This window comes from Thalassotalea sediminis (assembly GCF_030295915.1).
In the GTDB taxonomy this organism is placed as follows: Bacteria; Pseudomonadota; Gammaproteobacteria; order Enterobacterales; family Alteromonadaceae; genus Thalassotalea_C; species Thalassotalea_C sediminis.
Window position 1 is genome coordinate 2,626,662 of sequence record NZ_AP027361.1, and the last position, 17,909, is coordinate 2,644,570.

Sequence of the window (17,909 nt, forward strand, 5' to 3'; positions counted from 1 at the left end):
AGATCAAAAGGCGTTTAATAACCTTTGACCAAATCTACATGTGCGGGAAGTTCTCCGGTAGAAAGGTAACTAGCAATATTACTAGCAACCATCTTACTCGCACTTTGTTGACTTGTAGGTGCTGAGATATGTGGTAACACCGTTATGTTATTATGACGCCAAAAGCTATGCTCTTTTGGCAAAGGCTCTTGAGCAAAAACATCGAGAATTGCATGCGCGATGTGACGATTATCTAAAGCATTAAGCAATGCTTGTTCATCAATAATTGCGCTTCGGGCAAAGTTAATCAACGTAGCCCCTACTTTCATATTATTTATACGATGTTGATTAAGTAATCCTTTTGTTGCTGTAGTAAGCGGTAGCAAGCAAATCACAATATCGGCATTGCAAAGCGCTTTATTTAGGCTAGGTTCCCCAGCTAAACAATCCACGCCATTGATATTCTTTTGATGTTTACTCCAACCAACCACATTAAAATTATTATTGGTTAGCGCCAACGCTGCTGTGCGCCCTAATTCACCCAAACCAAGTACAGTTATATTGCATTCGTTGGTTAGCCTTACTGGGTGCTGTTGCCACCTTGCTTGATTTTGTTGTTGTTGGTAGCAATGCATATCACGTAAAACATAGTAACTCCATGCGACACAAGCTTGTGCCATCGTGTCAGCTAAGCGAGGATCGATTAAGCGCACTAACTTAATTTTTTGACCTTTTAGCGCTTTAACTAACCGTTCTACGCCTGCCCATAAGCTATGAACCCAAACCAAATTTGGATAACGTTTTAACAATGCTGGATCTGGATTTGCAACAATAGCACAGGTAACCTCTTGATGTTGTTGTTCATCTAACATCTCAGGTAAACAGACCTTCACATTTACTTCTGAGTGTTGCAACGCATGATTCAACGCCGTACACCAAGCGACTTGTTCACTCGCTGATAACTGACTGACTAAGGGAATAAATACAGACATAGCCTATTTATTCTTTCCTTTTATCGATAACACCTTTCGTTCAGTCTTTTTTTCGAACGTAGCATAAGGGCTTGCATTCGGGTTGTCATAACGTTTCTTAGCTGTTTGATGTTTTGCTTTAGTATGTTGAACATTGTTAGTTGTTTTATGACGTGGCTCTGACTGCGTTTTTGCTGGCTTATTTTCAACATTAGGACGATGAGTTAACTGTAACGCCATTAAAAAGTTACGCAAAAATTGAGATTTACAATGTCGATAATTTTTATGTTCTGGCTTTCTAAAGAATGCAGTAAGTTCAGCATTACCAATAGTTACGTCCATTTTCGCTAAAAGTGCGATGATATCGTCACTGGTGAGGTTTAGCGCAATTTTAAGCTTTTTTAAAATTAAATTTTTCGTTAATTGTTTTTCTGGCGTTGGCACTGGTTTATCGCTACGGCCTCTTTTTTCAACAATAAAGCCATTTAGAAAACTAGCAAGTTCACTATCTGATAACGGTAATATTTCCGCATCATCATCTGGCTTTAACCACGCAATAACTTGTTGTACCGTTACTTGTCGATTTGCCAAAGCAAACACATTGACTACCTGTTGATCTTTAAATTGAAAGGTGTAGCGTAATCGGCGAAGAACATCATTATTGGTCAAGTGGTATCTCTCTATACATAATACGACAAAGATAACATTATATCGCCTTTCCAGTTTAATTCGAAATAAATGTTAACGCCTAGCGCTAGCTAAGGTATCATCAGCAAGTTTTTAAGGATAAACCAGATAAATAGCTAGCTTTCATGACCAAAACAAATACGCTTTTTCAACCAACGTTACCGCATCGCCGAGGTAAAAATGCCGATAAAAAGGCTTGGCAAAACTTACAAGGTTCGAGTGCAACACTTGCCATTTATCACGCAGCATTACAAGCCGATAAACCGATATTATTATTAACACACGATACGCCTTCAGCGCTTAAGTTTGAACAAGAATTAAATAGTATCAATAAAAGCAAAGCACTACCTATTTGTTTGTTTCCAGATTGGGAAACATTGCCTTACGATACATTCTCACCGCATCAAGACATTATTTCTCAACGTTTAGCCACACTTTACCAACTTTCTAGAATGTCAAATGGCATCGTAATCGTACCAACGGCAACCTTTATTCAACGATTAGCACCTAAAGCTTATTTAGAGAGTAATAGTCTTCTGATCAAGAAAGGCGATAAAAAAGACTTACATCAAATGCGCATTGAGCTAGAAGCAAGTGGTTATCGATGTGTCGATCAAGTGATGGAACACGGAGAGTTTTCAGCGCGCGGAGCCATTCTCGATTTATACCCTATGGGCAGCAATAAACCATTTCGTCTTGATTTTTTTGATGATGAAATCGAAGAAATTCGTCTTTTTGATCCAGAAACTCAGCGTTCTAAAGAACAAATCGATCGCATAGACTTACTGCCCGCACATGAGTTTCCAACCGATAAATCAGGTATTAATACGTTTAGGCGTCAATACCGTGAGCAATTTACTGGAACCATAGACAAAGAATCTATTTATCATCAAGTGAGTAATGGTATTTTACCAGCTGGAATCGAGTATTACCTACCGCTATTTTTCAACCAAACAAATACCTTATGTGATTATCTAGCAGAAGATACGTTAGTCATTATGTCTGGCGACATTGAAAAATCGCTTGCCAACTACTGGCACGATATTGATTATCGATATGAAGACAGAAAATACGATCCAACACGACCATTATTATCTCCGGATCAACTTTTCTTATCAGAAGAGGATTTATACGTAGCGCTTAAGCCATTTGATCGCATTTCAATACAAACAACTGCAGAGCAAGAAGCATCAAGTAGCCGAGGTATCGTTCATTACGACGTAACGCCTTTACCCGACATTACGATTAATCATCAGTCAAAAGATCCGTTTGATTTACTTAACCTCTTTTTACAAGATAAATCTAGCCACGGTAAAGTGCTCTTCGTAGCGGAAAGCCAAGGTCGTCGGGAAAGTGTTTTAGAACTTTTAAAGCGAAACAATGTCATTCCACCGATATTCGACTCTATTGCCGAGTTTGTTGATAGTACACAGACTATTGGTATTACAGTGAATGCGTTGAGTGCCGGCTTTATCTTTCAATCGAAAGGTACTGCAGCAAAAAATAATATTGCCCTTATTACTGAAACCGAATTATTAGGCGACCGCGTTAGGCAATCTAGAAGGCGCAAAGCACAGCAAGATGTTCATGCCGATGCCATTTTTAAAAATTTAGCCGAACTAAGTATTGGTCAGCCGGTTGTTCACATAGAACATGGCATCGGACGTTATTTAGGGTTACAAACCTTAGAAACAGGTGGCATTAAAACTGAATTTTTAACGTTAAGCTATGCAAACGACGCTAAACTTTATGTGCCTGTTGCATCACTTCACCTTATTTCAAGGTATTCTGGTGCCGACCAAGATCATGCTCCATTACATAAATTGGGTAACGACACTTGGAGCAAAGCGAAACAAAAAGCGGCAGAAAAAGTAAAAGATGTTGCAGCAGAGCTACTTGATATCTATGCAAAAAGAGCCGCAAATACTGGATATAAATTTACCAGAAATAAAGAAGATTATCGTGCTTTTGCTGATAGTTTTGGCTTTGAAGAAACGCTAGATCAAGAGCAAGCGATTAACGCGGTTGTTAGTGACATGTTATCTGAAAAAACCATGGACAGGCTCGTTTGTGGTGATGTTGGTTTCGGTAAAACCGAGGTGGCTATGCGTGCAGCTTTTATCGCCGTTAATGATAGTAAGCAAGTCGCAATGCTAGTGCCCACAACCTTATTGGCACAACAACACTACGAAAATTTTAAAGATAGATTTGCTAATTGGCCAGTCTCCATTGAAGTGTTGTCTCGTTTTAAATCAGCCAAAGAACAAAGTCAGGTGATAGAACGTGTTGAGTCTGGCCAAGTTGATATTCTTATTGGCACGCATAAATTGTTGCAAAATAGCATCAAATATCGCGCATTAGGGCTTCTCATCGTTGATGAAGAACATAGATTTGGCGTTAAACAAAAGGAAAAAATAAAACAGTTACGTGCAAATGTTGATATTTTAACGTTAACAGCAACACCAATTCCTCGTACATTGAACATGGCTATGGGGGGCATGCGCGACTTATCCATTATTGCAACACCGCCAGCAAAGCGATTGGCAGTTAAAACGTTTGTACGACAACGTGATGAATCCTTGATTAGAGAGTCTGTGCTTCGTGAAATATTACGTGGCGGTCAAGTCTACTTCCTACATAATAATATTGATACCATAGAAAAAACTGCAGCCGAGTTAGAAACGTTATTACCAGAAGCGAAAGTTATCGTTGCGCATGGTCAAATGCGTGAACGTGATCTTGAGCGAATCATGAGCGACTTTTACCATCAAAGATATAATGTACTTGTGTGTACCACAATTATCGAAACAGGTATTGATGTTCCAAGTGCTAATACTATCGTAATAGATCGAGCCGACCATCTCGGTTTAGCGCAACTACATCAATTACGTGGCCGTGTAGGTCGTTCTCACCATCAAGCGTATGCGTATTTACTTACGCCAAATGCAAAATTAATGACAAAAGATGCGAAAAAGCGTCTTGACGCTATCGCTTCTTTAGAAGATTTAGGTGCAGGTTTTACGTTAGCAACACACGATTTAGAAATTCGTGGTGCAGGCGAATTACTGGGTGAAGATCAAAGTGGCTCCATGAGCCAAGTAGGGTTTAGCCTTTATATGGAAATGCTAGATCAAGCAGTCGCGTCGTTAAAAGAAGGTAAGCAACCATCACTTGATCAAGTACTTTCTTCTCAAACAGAAATCGATTTAAGGGTACCCGCATTATTACCTGATGACTATATCTTTGATGTGAGTTTGCGATTAAGTTTGTATAAGCGCATTGCAAGTTGCAAAACTAAGTCAGCACTAGATGACGTTCAGGTAGAATTAATCGATCGTTTTGGTTTACTGCCTCAAGCGACAAAAAACCTTATTCATATTGCCAAATTAAGAATTAAAGCTCAAAAAATTGGTATCGCCCGTATCGATGCAGGTCCAGCTGGAGGTTCTATTGAATTCACCGATAACACGAATGTTGATCCAATGTTTATAATTGGCTTAATTCAGCAACAACCAAGTGTTTTTAAAATGGATGGTGCCAATAAGCTAAAATTTGCACGTGCAACAGAAGATGCACAGTCACGCTTTACCTTAATCTCCTCCATCCTTACTGACTTGTCTAAAAAACTCAATTAACACTGATGACAATTCAAGGTATGATGATAGATAAAACGACTAAGCAAAATGCACTAACTTGTTGGTACTTAGATGAAATTTAAACAAGGTTTAGCACTTCTATCAAGCTTCTTCATGGCGAGCAGTATGGCGGCGTCAAGCCGATGGTCTGGTGATTGGTTTGAGATAGAAGTCATCTTAATGTCAAACATTGCAGATAAATCAGTGCTTAAAGAAGTGTTTGCAAATCAACCGGCATTACCCACATACAAGCAATCGCGTGATTTACTTAGTGAGTATCTCGCGCCAGATGTCAGTGATCTAAAACGTTTATTACCTCAATGCTACGTCACAACCCCAAAGTTAACTGATATAACACGTTTTCAAACAGTAAAGGTGCCACAAGTCACGGCATTATCAACAACGTTCGTCAACGCTGTAGCAAGTCACTTTAGTTCACTTACTAAAGCAGAGTTGGCACAACAAGCCATTGACAACGAAACGACGATAGCTGATGACCAATTAACTGGACAAGAATCACAGCAAGCAAAAAGTCCCCAAGAAGAACAAGTGGTTGATGACTTTTTCGACCGTGTTAAAACGATTAAAGAAGGCGCAACGTTAAACTCAAATGAAGCTGAAAAGCCATTAAGCGTTGAACAATCACCTCAACCTGAAACCGTCGAGCACAAAAGTACAATACGCCAACAGATACTTTCCGATGAAGGTCGGGAATTACTTAAAAATGTTGCAGAGCACACTAACAAGTATGCAGATACAGACTTTCATATCGATGACATATTAAGTGACCCGCTTTGCGCATTAACGTCAACGCAATTTGATGCATTATCACTTCCTAGCGCACTTTATAGTTATGCAAGCTTTGCTGTTGACGCTATTCCAACGAAAATTGATGGCCGTGAAAATTTATATTCACAAGCTCCCTATCTGATCAGCAATGAATCGTTAGCCCTTGATGATATTGTTACACAGTTAAAAAGAAGTCGTGATTTTAAGCCGTTATTACATATTGGTTGGCGTCAACAGGTTTTTGAACAGCATAAAGCAATTCCGATGCGTTTATACGCCGGTGAAAATCTACAACTGCACTATCAGCAGGCTTTAATTCAATATCAACAAGAAAAACAAGCAGAACTTGATGCTGAACAACAACTTCAATCTGTACTTGGTTCGGCGCTAAATGCGAATGAACAAACGCCAGCAATGCAAAAACAACAAGCAAAGGCATTGCGAAAACAGCAAATACTTTCCACATTAGCGAACTTTGATAATAACCAAACGCCAACACAACTCAACAAACCAGCAGAGCCATTAATATATGGTGAGCAGTTGAGTATTGACCAAGCTCCTCAGCCACCTCTGCAACCATGGTATCTTGATGGTTTTCTTAATGTTTATTTAATCGGTAACTATTTAAACGTTAAAGCTGACTTGTCTATTATAAATTTAACATTAGCCGAACAAGCAAGCTTAGCGCTGACACCAGGTGCTAGTTGGGAGTTAATGCCAATAAGACTTGAACAGAAGCGCCGTTTAATCAGCAAAGAAATACATTACTTTGACCACCCATATATGGGCATGATCGTCCAAATTCGTCGTCACGATCGCCCTAAACCTGAACTTTTAGCAAACTAACCCATTGAGATTTAAGAGCATGGAAAAGGAAATTGAAATTCAAGCGGCGGTATTTCGCCGACTTTTACGCCATTTAGACAATAGAAAAGACGTGCAAAACATTGAGCTGATGAATCTAGCTGGATTCTGCCGAAATTGTTTCGCTAAATGGACCGTTGCTGAAGCGGAAAAACTCGGTACACACATTGATATTGAAGACGCCAGAGAGCAAGTTTATGGCATGCCTTATCAAGAATGGAAAGAGAAGTATCAACTGCCAGCAACAGAAGAACAACTGGCAATCTTTAATAAATTGCAAACCAAAAAGTAAGCACTAAAAAACCACCTTAATCAGGTGGTTTTTCATTTAACAAGCTATGATTACGCGTTATTCATAGCGCAGTGCATGAACAGGGTTTCGACGAGCTACCTTAGCAGCGTTACCGGCGACAGTGCCCCAGGCAATAAGCAGCGAAATAACACCGACCATAATGCATATAGGTAATAACCACCAATAATCAATGCGATATGGAAAGGTTTGCAACCAATCAAGCATAAAATATAGTGCAATTGGCCAAGCAACTAGGTTTGCTAGTAAAACCGGTTTTGAAAACTGCCAAACCAATAGTTTAATTATATCCATCATACTCGCCCCCATCACTTTACGAATACCGATTTCTTTCGTTTTACGCTCTACGGTAAAAGCAGACAGGCCATATAATCCTAAACAAGCAACGATAATTGCCAAAATTGAAAATACTAGAAACAACTGGGCAGTGGTTATTTCATCTTGATATTGTGCCAGCATCATTTCAGACAGAAACTCAGAGTTGATCGGTTGCATCGAAACGTGCTTCTTCCAAATTTGTTCGACATCCTGCATTAACGCGGCGGTATCATTAGTATCAAAGGTAATATTTGCCACGCTAAATCGACGAGGGTTTAACATATAAACACTGGCCCGAATACCAAATTTAATAGAGCGAAAATGTATATCAGGGATCACACCAATAATGGTTAAATCATGACTTTGTGTCGCTAACGTTTTACCAATAGCATTTTCAGCTTTAGTAAACCCAAGCTTTCCAAGTGCCGTTTGATTAATAATAACACTTGCACGTCCTCGCTCTTCACTGCCGGTTTCTATAGGTTTAACTTCATCAGTACCATAAGTTTTATCAAACAAACGTCCGGCGATAGGCTTCACACCGTAACTTGGGAAAAAATCTTCATCCATGTGATGGTAATTAAAAAATAACGGTTCAACTTTCTGCCCCATTTCATTCACGTCGACAAGCGTAAATTGTCTATTATTTTCATTATCTTGTGTAGGTGATTCTGACGACAATGCTACAGCTTTGACCTCTGGCAAACGCAATAACTCTTGCTTTAATGCGTCAACTTGGTCACCTGCAGCGCGAACATTTAACACCAGTTTATCGTGATAACGGTATCCCACATCTACCGCGTTGGTATAAAGGGTTTGCCCGTAAACCACAAGTGTCGCAATAACAAGAATAATTGATGCTGAAAACTGCCCGACAACTAAAATATTGCGAAATTTACTCGACTTTGCTGACTCGGAACTTTTGCTCGCTTGAAGAATATGGCCTGGTAAGAATTTTGACAGGTACAGTGCCGGATAAATACCTGCCCCAATACCAACAATTAATGCCACCATTATAAGTGCCGCAAAGAGTGTAGGATCGTTAAATAACGCTAAGTGCAGTTGTTTGCCAATAATATCGTTGTATATAGGTAAAACGAGCTCAGCAAAAGCTATCGCTAAAATTAGTGCAATAAAAACAATCGCAATAGCTTCACTTAAAAATTGCATCGCTACTTGCTTTCTTGACGCACCTAATACTTTTCTCATTGCCACTTCTTTAGCACGTTTACTCGCTTTAGCCGTTGCTAAATTCATGAAGTTAATACAGGCAATAACTAACACAAGAAACGCAACCAAAGAAAACGTCTGTATCATCGTTTTGTCACCCATTGGCGTCATATCACCTAAATTACCTGCGTCTTTCTTTGCCTCTAAATGAAGATCAGCCACAGGCATTACATTTAAATTTGTAAATTCAGTCACTTTTTTGCCTTCGGCTTTTTCACCTAAGAACTGCTTTAATAAATCGACAAATGGACTTTCATTGTTCAGCCAGTAGTAAATCCGCTCTCGAAGCTGACTAGGGGGCACACCTTTATTTAACTTAAAGTACGTGTAAACATTTAAACTCGTCCAAGTATTAAGTGTATTGTCATTTTCGCCAAACAAAGCAGGGTTTAAATACACCAAAAAGTTAATATCTAAATGACTTGCCTCTGGAAGTGATTGAATCACACCTGTTACCTTTAGTGTGATTGTTTGTGAATCTAAACAACAAAAGGTTAACGTTTCACCGACAACATCCGTTTTACCAAAATATTTTTGTGCCATTTCTTCGGTAATGACTAAATCCATCGGTTTAGCAAATGCATTTGAGATATCACCATGTATAAACGGTAAGTCAAATACATCAAAGAAGCTCGCATCAACCATGCTTGCTTGTTCTGAAAAACCATTTCCTTGATGCTGAATTGTCGTACCATATTGAATAATACGGGTGCCAGTCTCTATTTCGTTTTGTGCGAAGTCACGAATGGCTTCCATCATTCTCCCCGCAGAACGAACAGTGAGAAATGGTGGCTGATTAGGCATAGTATACGCAGTATGCATTCTTACAATGCGGTCATGATCCGTTAACCATTGATCATAGCCCGATTCCTCTCGAACAAAGAGCATAATTAAAATGCAGCTCATTAACGCGAGTGTTAAACCAAAAATATTAATGACCGAAAATACGCCGTTTTTCAGAATATTTCGCCAAGCAGTTATTAAGTAGTTCTTAAACATTACCGTTCCCCTTTATGATACTGCACGCATGCTTTCGGTAACGACATGACCGTCAAATAAGTTAATTGTTCTTTTTGCGTAATCAGCATGACTTGGACTATGTGTCACCATAATGATCGTTGTGCCCTCATCATTAAGAGACTGAAGCATCTCCATCACTTCTTGACCATGCGCACTATCCAAATTACCTGTAGGTTCATCTGCTAAAATCATTTTTTGATCGCCAACAACAGCTCTAGCTACTGCTACACGTTGCTGTTGACCACCCGATAATTGGCTAGGCATATGGTTTGCTCGATGGGCAATACCTACCTTATCCATGACTGCAGCGACACGTTTATCGCGTTCAGCTTTGGGAATATTATGATAAAGCAAGGCTAATTCGATGTTTTCGGCAACGGTCAGTTCATCAATCAAATTAAAATTCTGAAAAATAAAACCAATGTTTTTCTTCCGAATATTAGCAAGTTGCCCTTCTGTATAATTTGAAACATCTTCGTCATTAAACCAATAGTGACCAGAGGTCGGGCTATCCAACATGCCAATGGTGTTTAACAATGTTGACTTACCACACCCTGAGGGTCCCATAATAGCGACAAACTCACCAGCCGCTATTTCAATATTGACCTTATTCAAGGCTGAAGTTTCAATGTCTTTTGTGTGAAAAACACGTGATAGATCATGTAATTTAAGCATGTAAAATTCCTTAATAATTATTATGTATTGCTATTAATTGAGCGTTAACTTATCCATGTCTTGATAGCTAGTGTATGGACTGGTAATGACGCGTTCACCAACCACTAAGCCTTCTAACACTTCAATAAATTGATTGTTCTTTCGACCGAGTCGCACTTGACGCTTAACCGCTGTACGACCATCTTCGGTAACAACAAAAACCCATCGGCCACCTGTATCTTGATAAAAAGCACCTGACGGTATCAGACGTGCTTTACTTTCATCACCGAGCGTTAACTTCATCTGTACCGTTTGACCACGTCGAATATCTTTTGGCTGTTCATTAATGAAGGTAAAGTCAACTTCAAACTGACCATTCTGCACTTGCGGATATATTTTGCTGATTTTAAGTTGATATCCTTGATACGTTGCTAATTGACCGAGATCTACCCGTGCTAAGTAAAACTCATCAATAAAGGCGGTAAGCTTAAAGTTATTTGGTGTATCAATTTGACCTAAGCGCTCTCCTCTGCCAATACTTTGCCCTACTTCGACATTAAAACCCGACAACTTACCGTCTACAGGTGCTCTAACATTCATGTTTTCAAGGTTTTGTCGTGAAATGGCTAAGTTACTTTCTAACCGCGTTGAGGTGTCTTTTAAAAAACTAAGCTGTGCTTCTTGCATTCTCGTATCAGATGCTTGGCTTTCTAACGATAAAGACAAGCGACTTTTATACCAGGCCAGTGTATCTTGGGTATCGTCGAATTTAGATTGAGAAATAGCGCCTGTCGCAACAAGCTCTTGCTCGCGAATAAGTTGACGGGTAAGCAATTTGATTTGATATTCAATATCGACAATATTGCTTTTATGACGTAAACGGTTTTGTTCCAAATTCAGTTCAATTGAACGCATATTATTAAGTTGTTCAGCAACTCTTGCTTCATTACTTAACACGTTTAACTGTAAAGAAGCATTTGATAACTCGACGATAAGGTCTCCAGCATTTAACATCACACCATCTTCCACGAGTATACGTTCAACTCTTCCACCTTCAATTGCATCCAAAAATACCGTTTTTGCTGGTGCCACGCGCCCTCTTACGGGTATAAAATCCTCAAATATTCCTTCTGTTACAGATGAAATTACCACTCGATTAGCATTGACAGATAAAGCGTTACCGGTGAATTTTTCACGCACCGCGAAAACAATCAACGCGAGTACTGTTATCGCAATGCTGACAATGACAACTTTGGATAATAATGTTGAAGAACGTTCAATTTTTCTATCCATTCCAGCCCCTGTAACGGGTGATAGTGGTGTTTTTTCTTTAAGCTTTTCAGCGTTAGTCATATCGATTCATATTAATGCTTTTGTTGATAATGCCTAATGCAATACAACTTTCATTCCAGTTTGTAACCTACTGTATTAATAGGAATTATTTTTTTATCTTACTTTTAACATGAAAAAAACTGTACGTTTATGAACACTAGGTGTACGTTAATGAACAGTTACCAAGAGAGAATGTAATGAAACAACAAGCAAATATATTGATAGTCGATGATGATCAAGACATTTTGGTGGCAGGAAAACTCTTACTGAAGCGAAAATTTAGTGACATTAGTATTTGTAATCAACCAGAACAATTACCTACTAAGCTTCAGCAAACCAGTTTTGATGTCATATTACTCGATATGAATTTTGGCCCAGGTGAAAGCTCGGGCGAACAAGGATTATATTGGCTAAATCAAATTTTAACACTATCACCAAGCACAATTGTTATTATGATAACTGCACACGGTAGCGTTGATATTGCTGTAGAAGCCATTAAACGTGGTGCAACTGATTTTATTGCCAAACCTTGGCAGAATGAAAAAGTGATATCTACTGTCACAACAGCACTTGAACTGAAACGTTCTCGAGAAGAAACAAAACACTTAAAAGCTGCCAACGAGGCGCTAAAAAAACAAAACAGTGCTCATGTGCCAATGATAATTGGGCAATCTAGCGCCATGACGCGTATATTCAACATGATTGAGCGTGCTGCTCCCACTGACGCAAATGTACTTATTCTCGGAGAAAATGGCACAGGTAAAGAGCTTGTTGCCCATGAAATTCATAGACAGAGCAAAAGAGCTGAACACGTATTTCTCTCCATCGATTTGGGCGCACTAAGTGAAACCTTGTTTGAAAGTGAACTATTTGGTCATAAAAAAGGCGCATTTACAGGGGCGCAGCAAGACCGAATAGGCATGTTAAAAGCCGCAGATGGCGGTACACTTTTTTTAGATGAGATAGGCAACTTACCGCTGCATTTACAAGCAAAATTACTGACCGTTCTTGAGCAGCGTAAAGTAACGCCTGTTGGTAGCAATACAGCAGAATCCTTTGACGTAAGAATTATTGCTGCGACAAACCTCGATCCAGTGCAATTACAAGATGAGCAATCCTTTCGACAAGATTTACTCTTTCGATTAAATACGGTTGAAATTACACTCCCCCCACTAAGAGAAAGAGGCTCAGATATTTTAGCAATAGCGGAGCACTACTTAACGCTTTATGAAAAGAAGTATCAAAAAGCATCATTGACCTTCGATGAGCAAGCCAAAGAAGCGATGTTAAAGGCAGTATGGCCTGGCAATGTAAGGGCGTTAAGACACGCCATCGAGCGCGCAGTTATTATGTGCGACACATCGAGCATAACATCTACTAATCTGCAACTCACTGTTGAGCAGCCACTATCAACGAACAATCAAGTAATTACTGACACAGACACAGACACAGACATTCAAACACTTGATGCGATTGAAAAACAAGCAATTTCTAAGGCATTAAAGCGACACAAATATAACATTAGTCACAGCGCAAAAGCATTAGGGCTAACGCGTGCAGCACTATACCGTAGGATGGAAAAGCATGGGCTTTAAGAAGTTTTCACTACGCATTGTTTTACGCACGGTACTCGCCATGGTCACGCTTGGAGCGCTATCACTTTCTTTAAGTAATGAAGGCTATCACGCAACAAGTATTCTGTTGTTAATGATCGTTATTATTCAGCTCACCGAGCTTTTACGTTTTGTCAATAAAACGAACGAAGAACTCGTGCGATTTTTTGAAGCTGCGCGCCATGCTGACTATTCACAGCGCTTTGATTTACAAACCTTAGGAACGGGATTTGACGAACTTCGGCAATCTTTCGGTGACATTCTTAATCAACTTCAATCGAGCAGACAAGCGCAAGAAACTACATTAAAACATATTAAAGCGATCGTTGAACATGTACCTGTTCCTCTTATGAGTATTCAGAGTAACGACAGTATTACCTTGTGGAATAACAGTGCGCGACGACTATTTGGTGCTAATCAAGTAACCAAACTTTCCGATTTAACAGTGTTCAGTAATGTTTTTCCTCAGCAAATAATGGCGATGTCCGCAGGTAGTAGATCATTAGTTGAAATTAAAATTGACGGCATACACCATAAACTTAGTGTATCTGCTACTGAGTTGGTTATTCATGGCGACAAAGAGTTATTAATCAGCTTACTTGATATTCAATCAGAACTTAATACCGCACAGTTAGACGCATGGCAAGACCTTGTCAGGGTGTTAACCCATGAAATAATGAACAGCATTACTCCAGTTGCATCGTTAGCACAAACCGCCGCTGAGCTTGTTGATGATTTAGCAAATCAACAACCTTTAGATCAATCCTTACAGGAAACAATCACCGACATTGCAGATGCTGTCCACACTGTCGCAAGACGCAGTGACAGTCTAACCAACTTTGTATCGAGTTATCGTCGGCTAACCCGTTTACCCAAGCCTAAGCGAACAAAAGTAGCACTTTCACCATTATTTAACGATTTAGCGCAGCTACATCAGCAACAATGGCAAAAGCGTAACATTACATTCAATATCAATACTTCACCACAAAGTTTAACCGTTTATGCCGATCGCGATATGCTAATGCAAGTAATGGAAAATTTACTCTTAAATGCGCAACATGCACTTGCCAATAAAGAAGATAATAAAGTAATTAATGTCTCTTCATATCTGAATACTCGCGGTCATGTTGTTATCGAGATAACTGATAATGGGTGCGGTATTGATGAACAAATTGCAGAAAAGATTTTTGTACCATTCTTTACAACAAAAAGGGAAGGTTCAGGCGTTGGTTTGGCATTAAGCAGACAAGTGATGTTGGCGCATAATGGCCATATTTATTTGAAAAGTGAGCAAGGTAAAGGAACAACATTTACGCTCACTTTTTAGTAAGAACATAGTAAATAGCGATTGTGTCAGCCGAAATGATGTCTATTAAATACTCAACTTGATTGCTGATTTAACGTTTGCTTTTCGTCTATCCTCGCTTAAGCGAGAATCTAACCAACGACCTCTATTTTTTTGTTGCAAGCGACGATCTTTACCTGAACGTCGTTCAACAAAATAAGCTTTCTTTGGTGTTTTCTTTTCTTGCTTTTGCTCAGTGTTATCTTTACCTTCTTCCTGAGACGACTGTTTCTCCTGCTGATCAGGTTGGCGGTCTTTCGCCGTAGTTTCCGACTTTACAAGATAAGATGGCGGTAAAATGTCTGCCAAAACGTCCATTTTTTCATACCCAGTATTTTTATTAAAAACCAATCACTTGGTTATAATATCGGCAACAACGTTCAAATCTTTAGCGAATTTTTTACATTTTTTTGACTTTTTCACAAATTACGCTATTAGTAAAAAAATCAAACCGTTATTTAAAGCTATTTACTTCTTCTTCGGTTAAGTATCGCCAGTCACCTTCAGGTAATTGTTCAAGTAATAACGAGCCAATTTGCTCTCTATGCAGGCCCATTACCTTATTTCCCACTGCAGCAAACATGCGCTTAACTTGATGATATTTTCCTTCTGTAATAGTTAACAAAGCTTCCTTATCACTAACAATATTGAGTGTTGCTGGCCTTGTTAAGCCTTTCTCGCCTTGCAATTGTACACCTTGTGCAAATTTTTCAATCGTGTCTGGTTGAATAACATCTCTTGACCAAACTCGATAGGTTTTTGCACAGTCTTTTTTCGGCGAAATAATATTATGTGACCAACGTCCGTCGTCCGTAACAATAACCAAACCAGTAGTATCAGCATCAAGTCGACCGGCAATATGCATATCAAAAGCTTTATCTACATCTAAGTAGTGCAAAACAGATGGGTATAGCTCATCAACATTCGAACAAATCGTATTTGCAGGTTTATGCAGCATTATATATCGAGATTTCCTTGCCGTTAATTGACGACCATCTACACGAATATCATTATTTTCATGTACTTGTGTAGCAGGGTTTGTTATTACATCGCCATTAACGGTAACTTCACCTTTCTTTAATAGTTTTTTAGCTTCTGTGCGCGTTAATTCGGTACTCTTACAGATAAACTTGTCTAAACGCATGGTATTGTTAACTTCTTCATGAATAATGCCTACAGTTAGCTAAATATTGCAAAACTGCATAGTTTACGTGATGATAATGCTGACAATTGTAATCTTTCTAGCGGGATCCAACAAATGGATTTACTTTCAGGCCTTATCATTATAACGTCAGTTCACTTATTAGCGGCAGCTTCTCCTGGTCCAGATTTCGTTCTCGTTTCACAACAAACACTTAAGTACGGCAAAAAAGCGGGATTACTGTGCTCACTAGGTATCGCTTTAGGGTTATCAATACACATTATTTATTCTGCATTGGGGCTAGCGGCGGTTATTGCGAGCTCAGAAACCTTACTTTGGATGATTAAAGTGCTAGGTGCAGGTTATTTATTTTATTTAGGTTTTCAAGGGTTGCGTGCTAAACCATCATCAACACAAACACCTAATAACCATGACATAAACACTCAATTAGTGACAAATACAACCACACAAGTATCTGCATTAAGCACAATAGTTAAAGGCTTTTTATGTAACGCATTAAATCCAAAAGCACCTATTTACTTTGTTGCACTTTTTACCGTTGTATTGTCTCCAAGTCTTCCTAGTACACACTTACTTATTTATGGTGTTTGGCTCATGGTTATACAACTAGCATGGTTTTGTACAGTAACATTATTGCTTTCACAACCGCGCATTAGTAACAGCTTCCAAAGGCTAGGACATTGGATAGATAGAATAATGGGAGGCGCTATGATATTACTTAGCTTAAAAGTGCTGACTTCAAAAATAAACTAAGTATATACGAGGTAAATATGGCTGAAAAAACTTATCAATCATTTAAAGCATTTTATCCGTTTTACTTAAGCCAACATTCGAACCTAGTTTGCAGACGTTTACATTTTATTGGCTCAATAATCGTAATCGTGTTATTAGCTTACATATTCATAAGTCAACATTGGCGTTATCTATACTTACTACCAATCGCTGGTTACGGCTTCGCTTGGGTAGGTCACTTTTTTTACGAAAAAAACAAACCTGCCACCTTTAGTTACCCGCTCTATAGCTTATTAGGTGACTGGGTTATGTTTAAGGATATTTTATTAGGCAAAGTAAAATGCTGGTAGGAAATTAAAGGCTTACATTTAATAAGTACATAAGCCTTTATTTACAATAATTCACATCATTGTATGACATCGTTAATGTTATTGCCGCCTTTCAACTTGATTATTTAAAAGCATTGCTTTAATTTCAGTTAATTCAGCTTGCAATGATTCAATTTGTGCACGACTTGCAGGTTCTCCTCCTTCCGCCGTTTCGCCATGTTGCTGCGCTCTATGCTGCTCATGTTCTTCATTCATCACATCAAGTATTGTTCCTACCATCATATTGAGAAAAATAAAGGCGGTAAGAAAAATAAAGGATAAATAGAATATCCAGCTTAGTGGGTAAACCGCCATCGTTTCATACATAACATCGGTCCAATCTTCAAAAGTAGCAACACGGAATAATGTCAGCATTGATATTGAAACATCGCCCCATAATTCCTCATTAATTTGATGAAAAATGATACTTCCAATGGCGGCATAGATATAAAAAATAACAAACATCAGTAATGCAATGTAGCCCATGCGTGGAATAGCTTTGATCAATGCATTGATCAACAACCTTAACTCCGGCACCATAGAAACTAATCTTAGTACTCTAAAAACACGTAATAACCGCGCAAGTAAAACCCCTGAGCCACCATCTGGCACTAAACTACCGATCACGATGATAGTATCAAAGATATTCCAACCGCTCTTAAAAAATGCTTTCTTGTTTGCTGTCGCTAGAAATCGAATAATTATTTCAATCAGAAAAAAGAGCGTTACTGCGTTGTCTGCGATAGATAAAGCCTGAATAACGGGGTCAGGTAAATCATGTGTTTTTGCCCCAATGAGTAATGCTGACAGAATAATAACCGCGATTACTGTCCACTGGAAAATTGGACTTGAATCGACTTGTTTCAAACGTTCTTTTAATGAAATTACTATCGTACTCAT

The 17,909-nt window shown here is 38.9% G+C and carries 15 protein-coding genes; 7 read left to right on the plus strand and 8 right to left on the minus strand.

Translation table 11 applies throughout. From position 1 onward, the window contains the following. Positions 1–14 precede the first annotated feature (14 nt). Together QUE09_RS12085 and QUE09_RS12090 are read right to left on the minus strand one after the other, a co-directional pair. Complete coding sequence (locus tag QUE09_RS12085) at positions 15–971, minus strand: 2-hydroxyacid dehydrogenase (protein ID WP_286233014.1); 957 nt, start codon at positions 969–971, stop codon at positions 15–17. Positions 972–974: 3 nt separating this feature from the next. Beyond that, on the minus strand, positions 975–1,619 hold the full coding sequence (locus QUE09_RS12090; protein WP_286233015.1) for a YehS family protein: 645 nt from the start codon (positions 1,617–1,619) through the stop codon (positions 975–977). A 143-nt stretch (positions 1,620–1,762) separates the two neighbouring features. On the opposite strand from QUE09_RS12090, the gene mfd reads away from it, so the two are divergent. The 3 genes from mfd (at position 1,763) to QUE09_RS12105 (ending at position 7,217) form a co-directional block, all read left to right on the plus strand. Beyond that, the gene (mfd, locus tag QUE09_RS12095; protein ID WP_286233016.1) at positions 1,763–5,272 is read left to right on the plus strand and encodes a transcription-repair coupling factor; all 3,510 of its coding nucleotides are present in this window, start codon (positions 1,763–1,765) and stop codon (positions 5,270–5,272) included. 72 nt (positions 5,273–5,344) lie between these two features. Next, positions 5,345–6,907, plus strand: coding sequence for a CsiV family protein (locus QUE09_RS12100; protein ID WP_286233017.1), 1,563 nt, complete (start codon positions 5,345–5,347; stop codon positions 6,905–6,907). Positions 6,908–6,926: 19 nt separating this feature from the next. Beyond that, complete coding sequence (locus QUE09_RS12105) at positions 6,927–7,217, plus strand: DUF1244 domain-containing protein (protein WP_286233018.1); 291 nt, start codon at positions 6,927–6,929, stop codon at positions 7,215–7,217. 57 nt (positions 7,218–7,274) lie between these two features. Here the strand turns inward: QUE09_RS12105 and QUE09_RS12110 are convergent, their stop codons facing one another. The 3 genes from QUE09_RS12110 to QUE09_RS12120 are packed head-to-tail and all read right to left on the minus strand — an operon-like array spanning position 7,275 to position 11,810. Further along, positions 7,275–9,782: an ABC transporter permease gene (locus QUE09_RS12110; RefSeq protein ID WP_286233019.1), complete on the minus strand. Its 2,508-nt coding sequence runs from the start codon at positions 9,780–9,782 to the stop codon at positions 7,275–7,277. A gap of 12 nt (positions 9,783–9,794) precedes the next feature. Beyond that, positions 9,795–10,478, minus strand: a complete 684-nt coding sequence (locus QUE09_RS12115; RefSeq protein ID WP_286233020.1) for an ABC transporter ATP-binding protein — start codon at positions 10,476–10,478, stop codon at positions 9,795–9,797. A 33-nt stretch (positions 10,479–10,511) separates the two neighbouring features. After that, on the minus strand, positions 10,512–11,810 hold the full coding sequence (locus QUE09_RS12120; protein WP_286233021.1) for an efflux RND transporter periplasmic adaptor subunit: 1,299 nt from the start codon (positions 11,808–11,810) through the stop codon (positions 10,512–10,514). 176 nt (positions 11,811–11,986) lie between these two features. Between QUE09_RS12120 and QUE09_RS12125 the strand changes: the two genes are divergently transcribed. Next, a complete protein-coding gene (locus QUE09_RS12125; RefSeq protein ID WP_286233022.1) occupies positions 11,987–13,384 on the plus strand; it encodes a sigma-54-dependent transcriptional regulator in 1,398 nt (465 codons plus the stop codon). Beyond that, positions 13,344–14,729: a sensor histidine kinase gene (locus tag QUE09_RS12130; RefSeq protein WP_286233023.1), complete on the plus strand. Its 1,386-nt coding sequence runs from the start codon at positions 13,344–13,346 to the stop codon at positions 14,727–14,729. The genes QUE09_RS12125 and QUE09_RS12130 overlap by 41 nt, the downstream gene beginning before the upstream one ends. Before the next feature lie 45 nt (positions 14,730–14,774). Here QUE09_RS12130 and QUE09_RS12135 read toward each other — a convergent pair whose 3' ends face one another. Beyond that, positions 14,775–15,065, minus strand: coding sequence for a hypothetical protein (locus tag QUE09_RS12135; RefSeq protein WP_286233024.1), 291 nt, complete (start codon positions 15,063–15,065; stop codon positions 14,775–14,777). Positions 15,066–15,201: 136 nt separating this feature from the next. After that, the gene (locus tag QUE09_RS12140) at positions 15,202–15,891 is read right to left on the minus strand and encodes a pseudouridine synthase (RefSeq protein WP_286233025.1); all 690 of its coding nucleotides are present in this window, start codon (positions 15,889–15,891) and stop codon (positions 15,202–15,204) included. Between the two features lie 114 nt (positions 15,892–16,005). Here QUE09_RS12140 and QUE09_RS12145 point away from each other — a divergent pair, with 114 nt between their 5' ends. Next, positions 16,006–16,662 carry a LysE family translocator gene (locus QUE09_RS12145; protein ID WP_286233026.1) on the plus strand — a complete coding sequence of 219 codons (657 nt, stop codon included), beginning with the start codon at positions 16,006–16,008 and terminating at the stop codon, positions 16,660–16,662. A gap of 17 nt (positions 16,663–16,679) precedes the next feature. Beyond that, on the plus strand, positions 16,680–16,991 hold the full coding sequence (locus tag QUE09_RS12150; RefSeq protein ID WP_286233027.1) for an Mpo1-like protein: 312 nt from the start codon (positions 16,680–16,682) through the stop codon (positions 16,989–16,991). 78 nt (positions 16,992–17,069) lie between these two features. Here QUE09_RS12150 and QUE09_RS12155 read toward each other — a convergent pair whose 3' ends face one another. Then, the gene (locus QUE09_RS12155; protein ID WP_286233028.1) at positions 17,070–17,909 is read right to left on the minus strand and encodes an ion transporter; all 840 of its coding nucleotides are present in this window, start codon (positions 17,907–17,909) and stop codon (positions 17,070–17,072) included.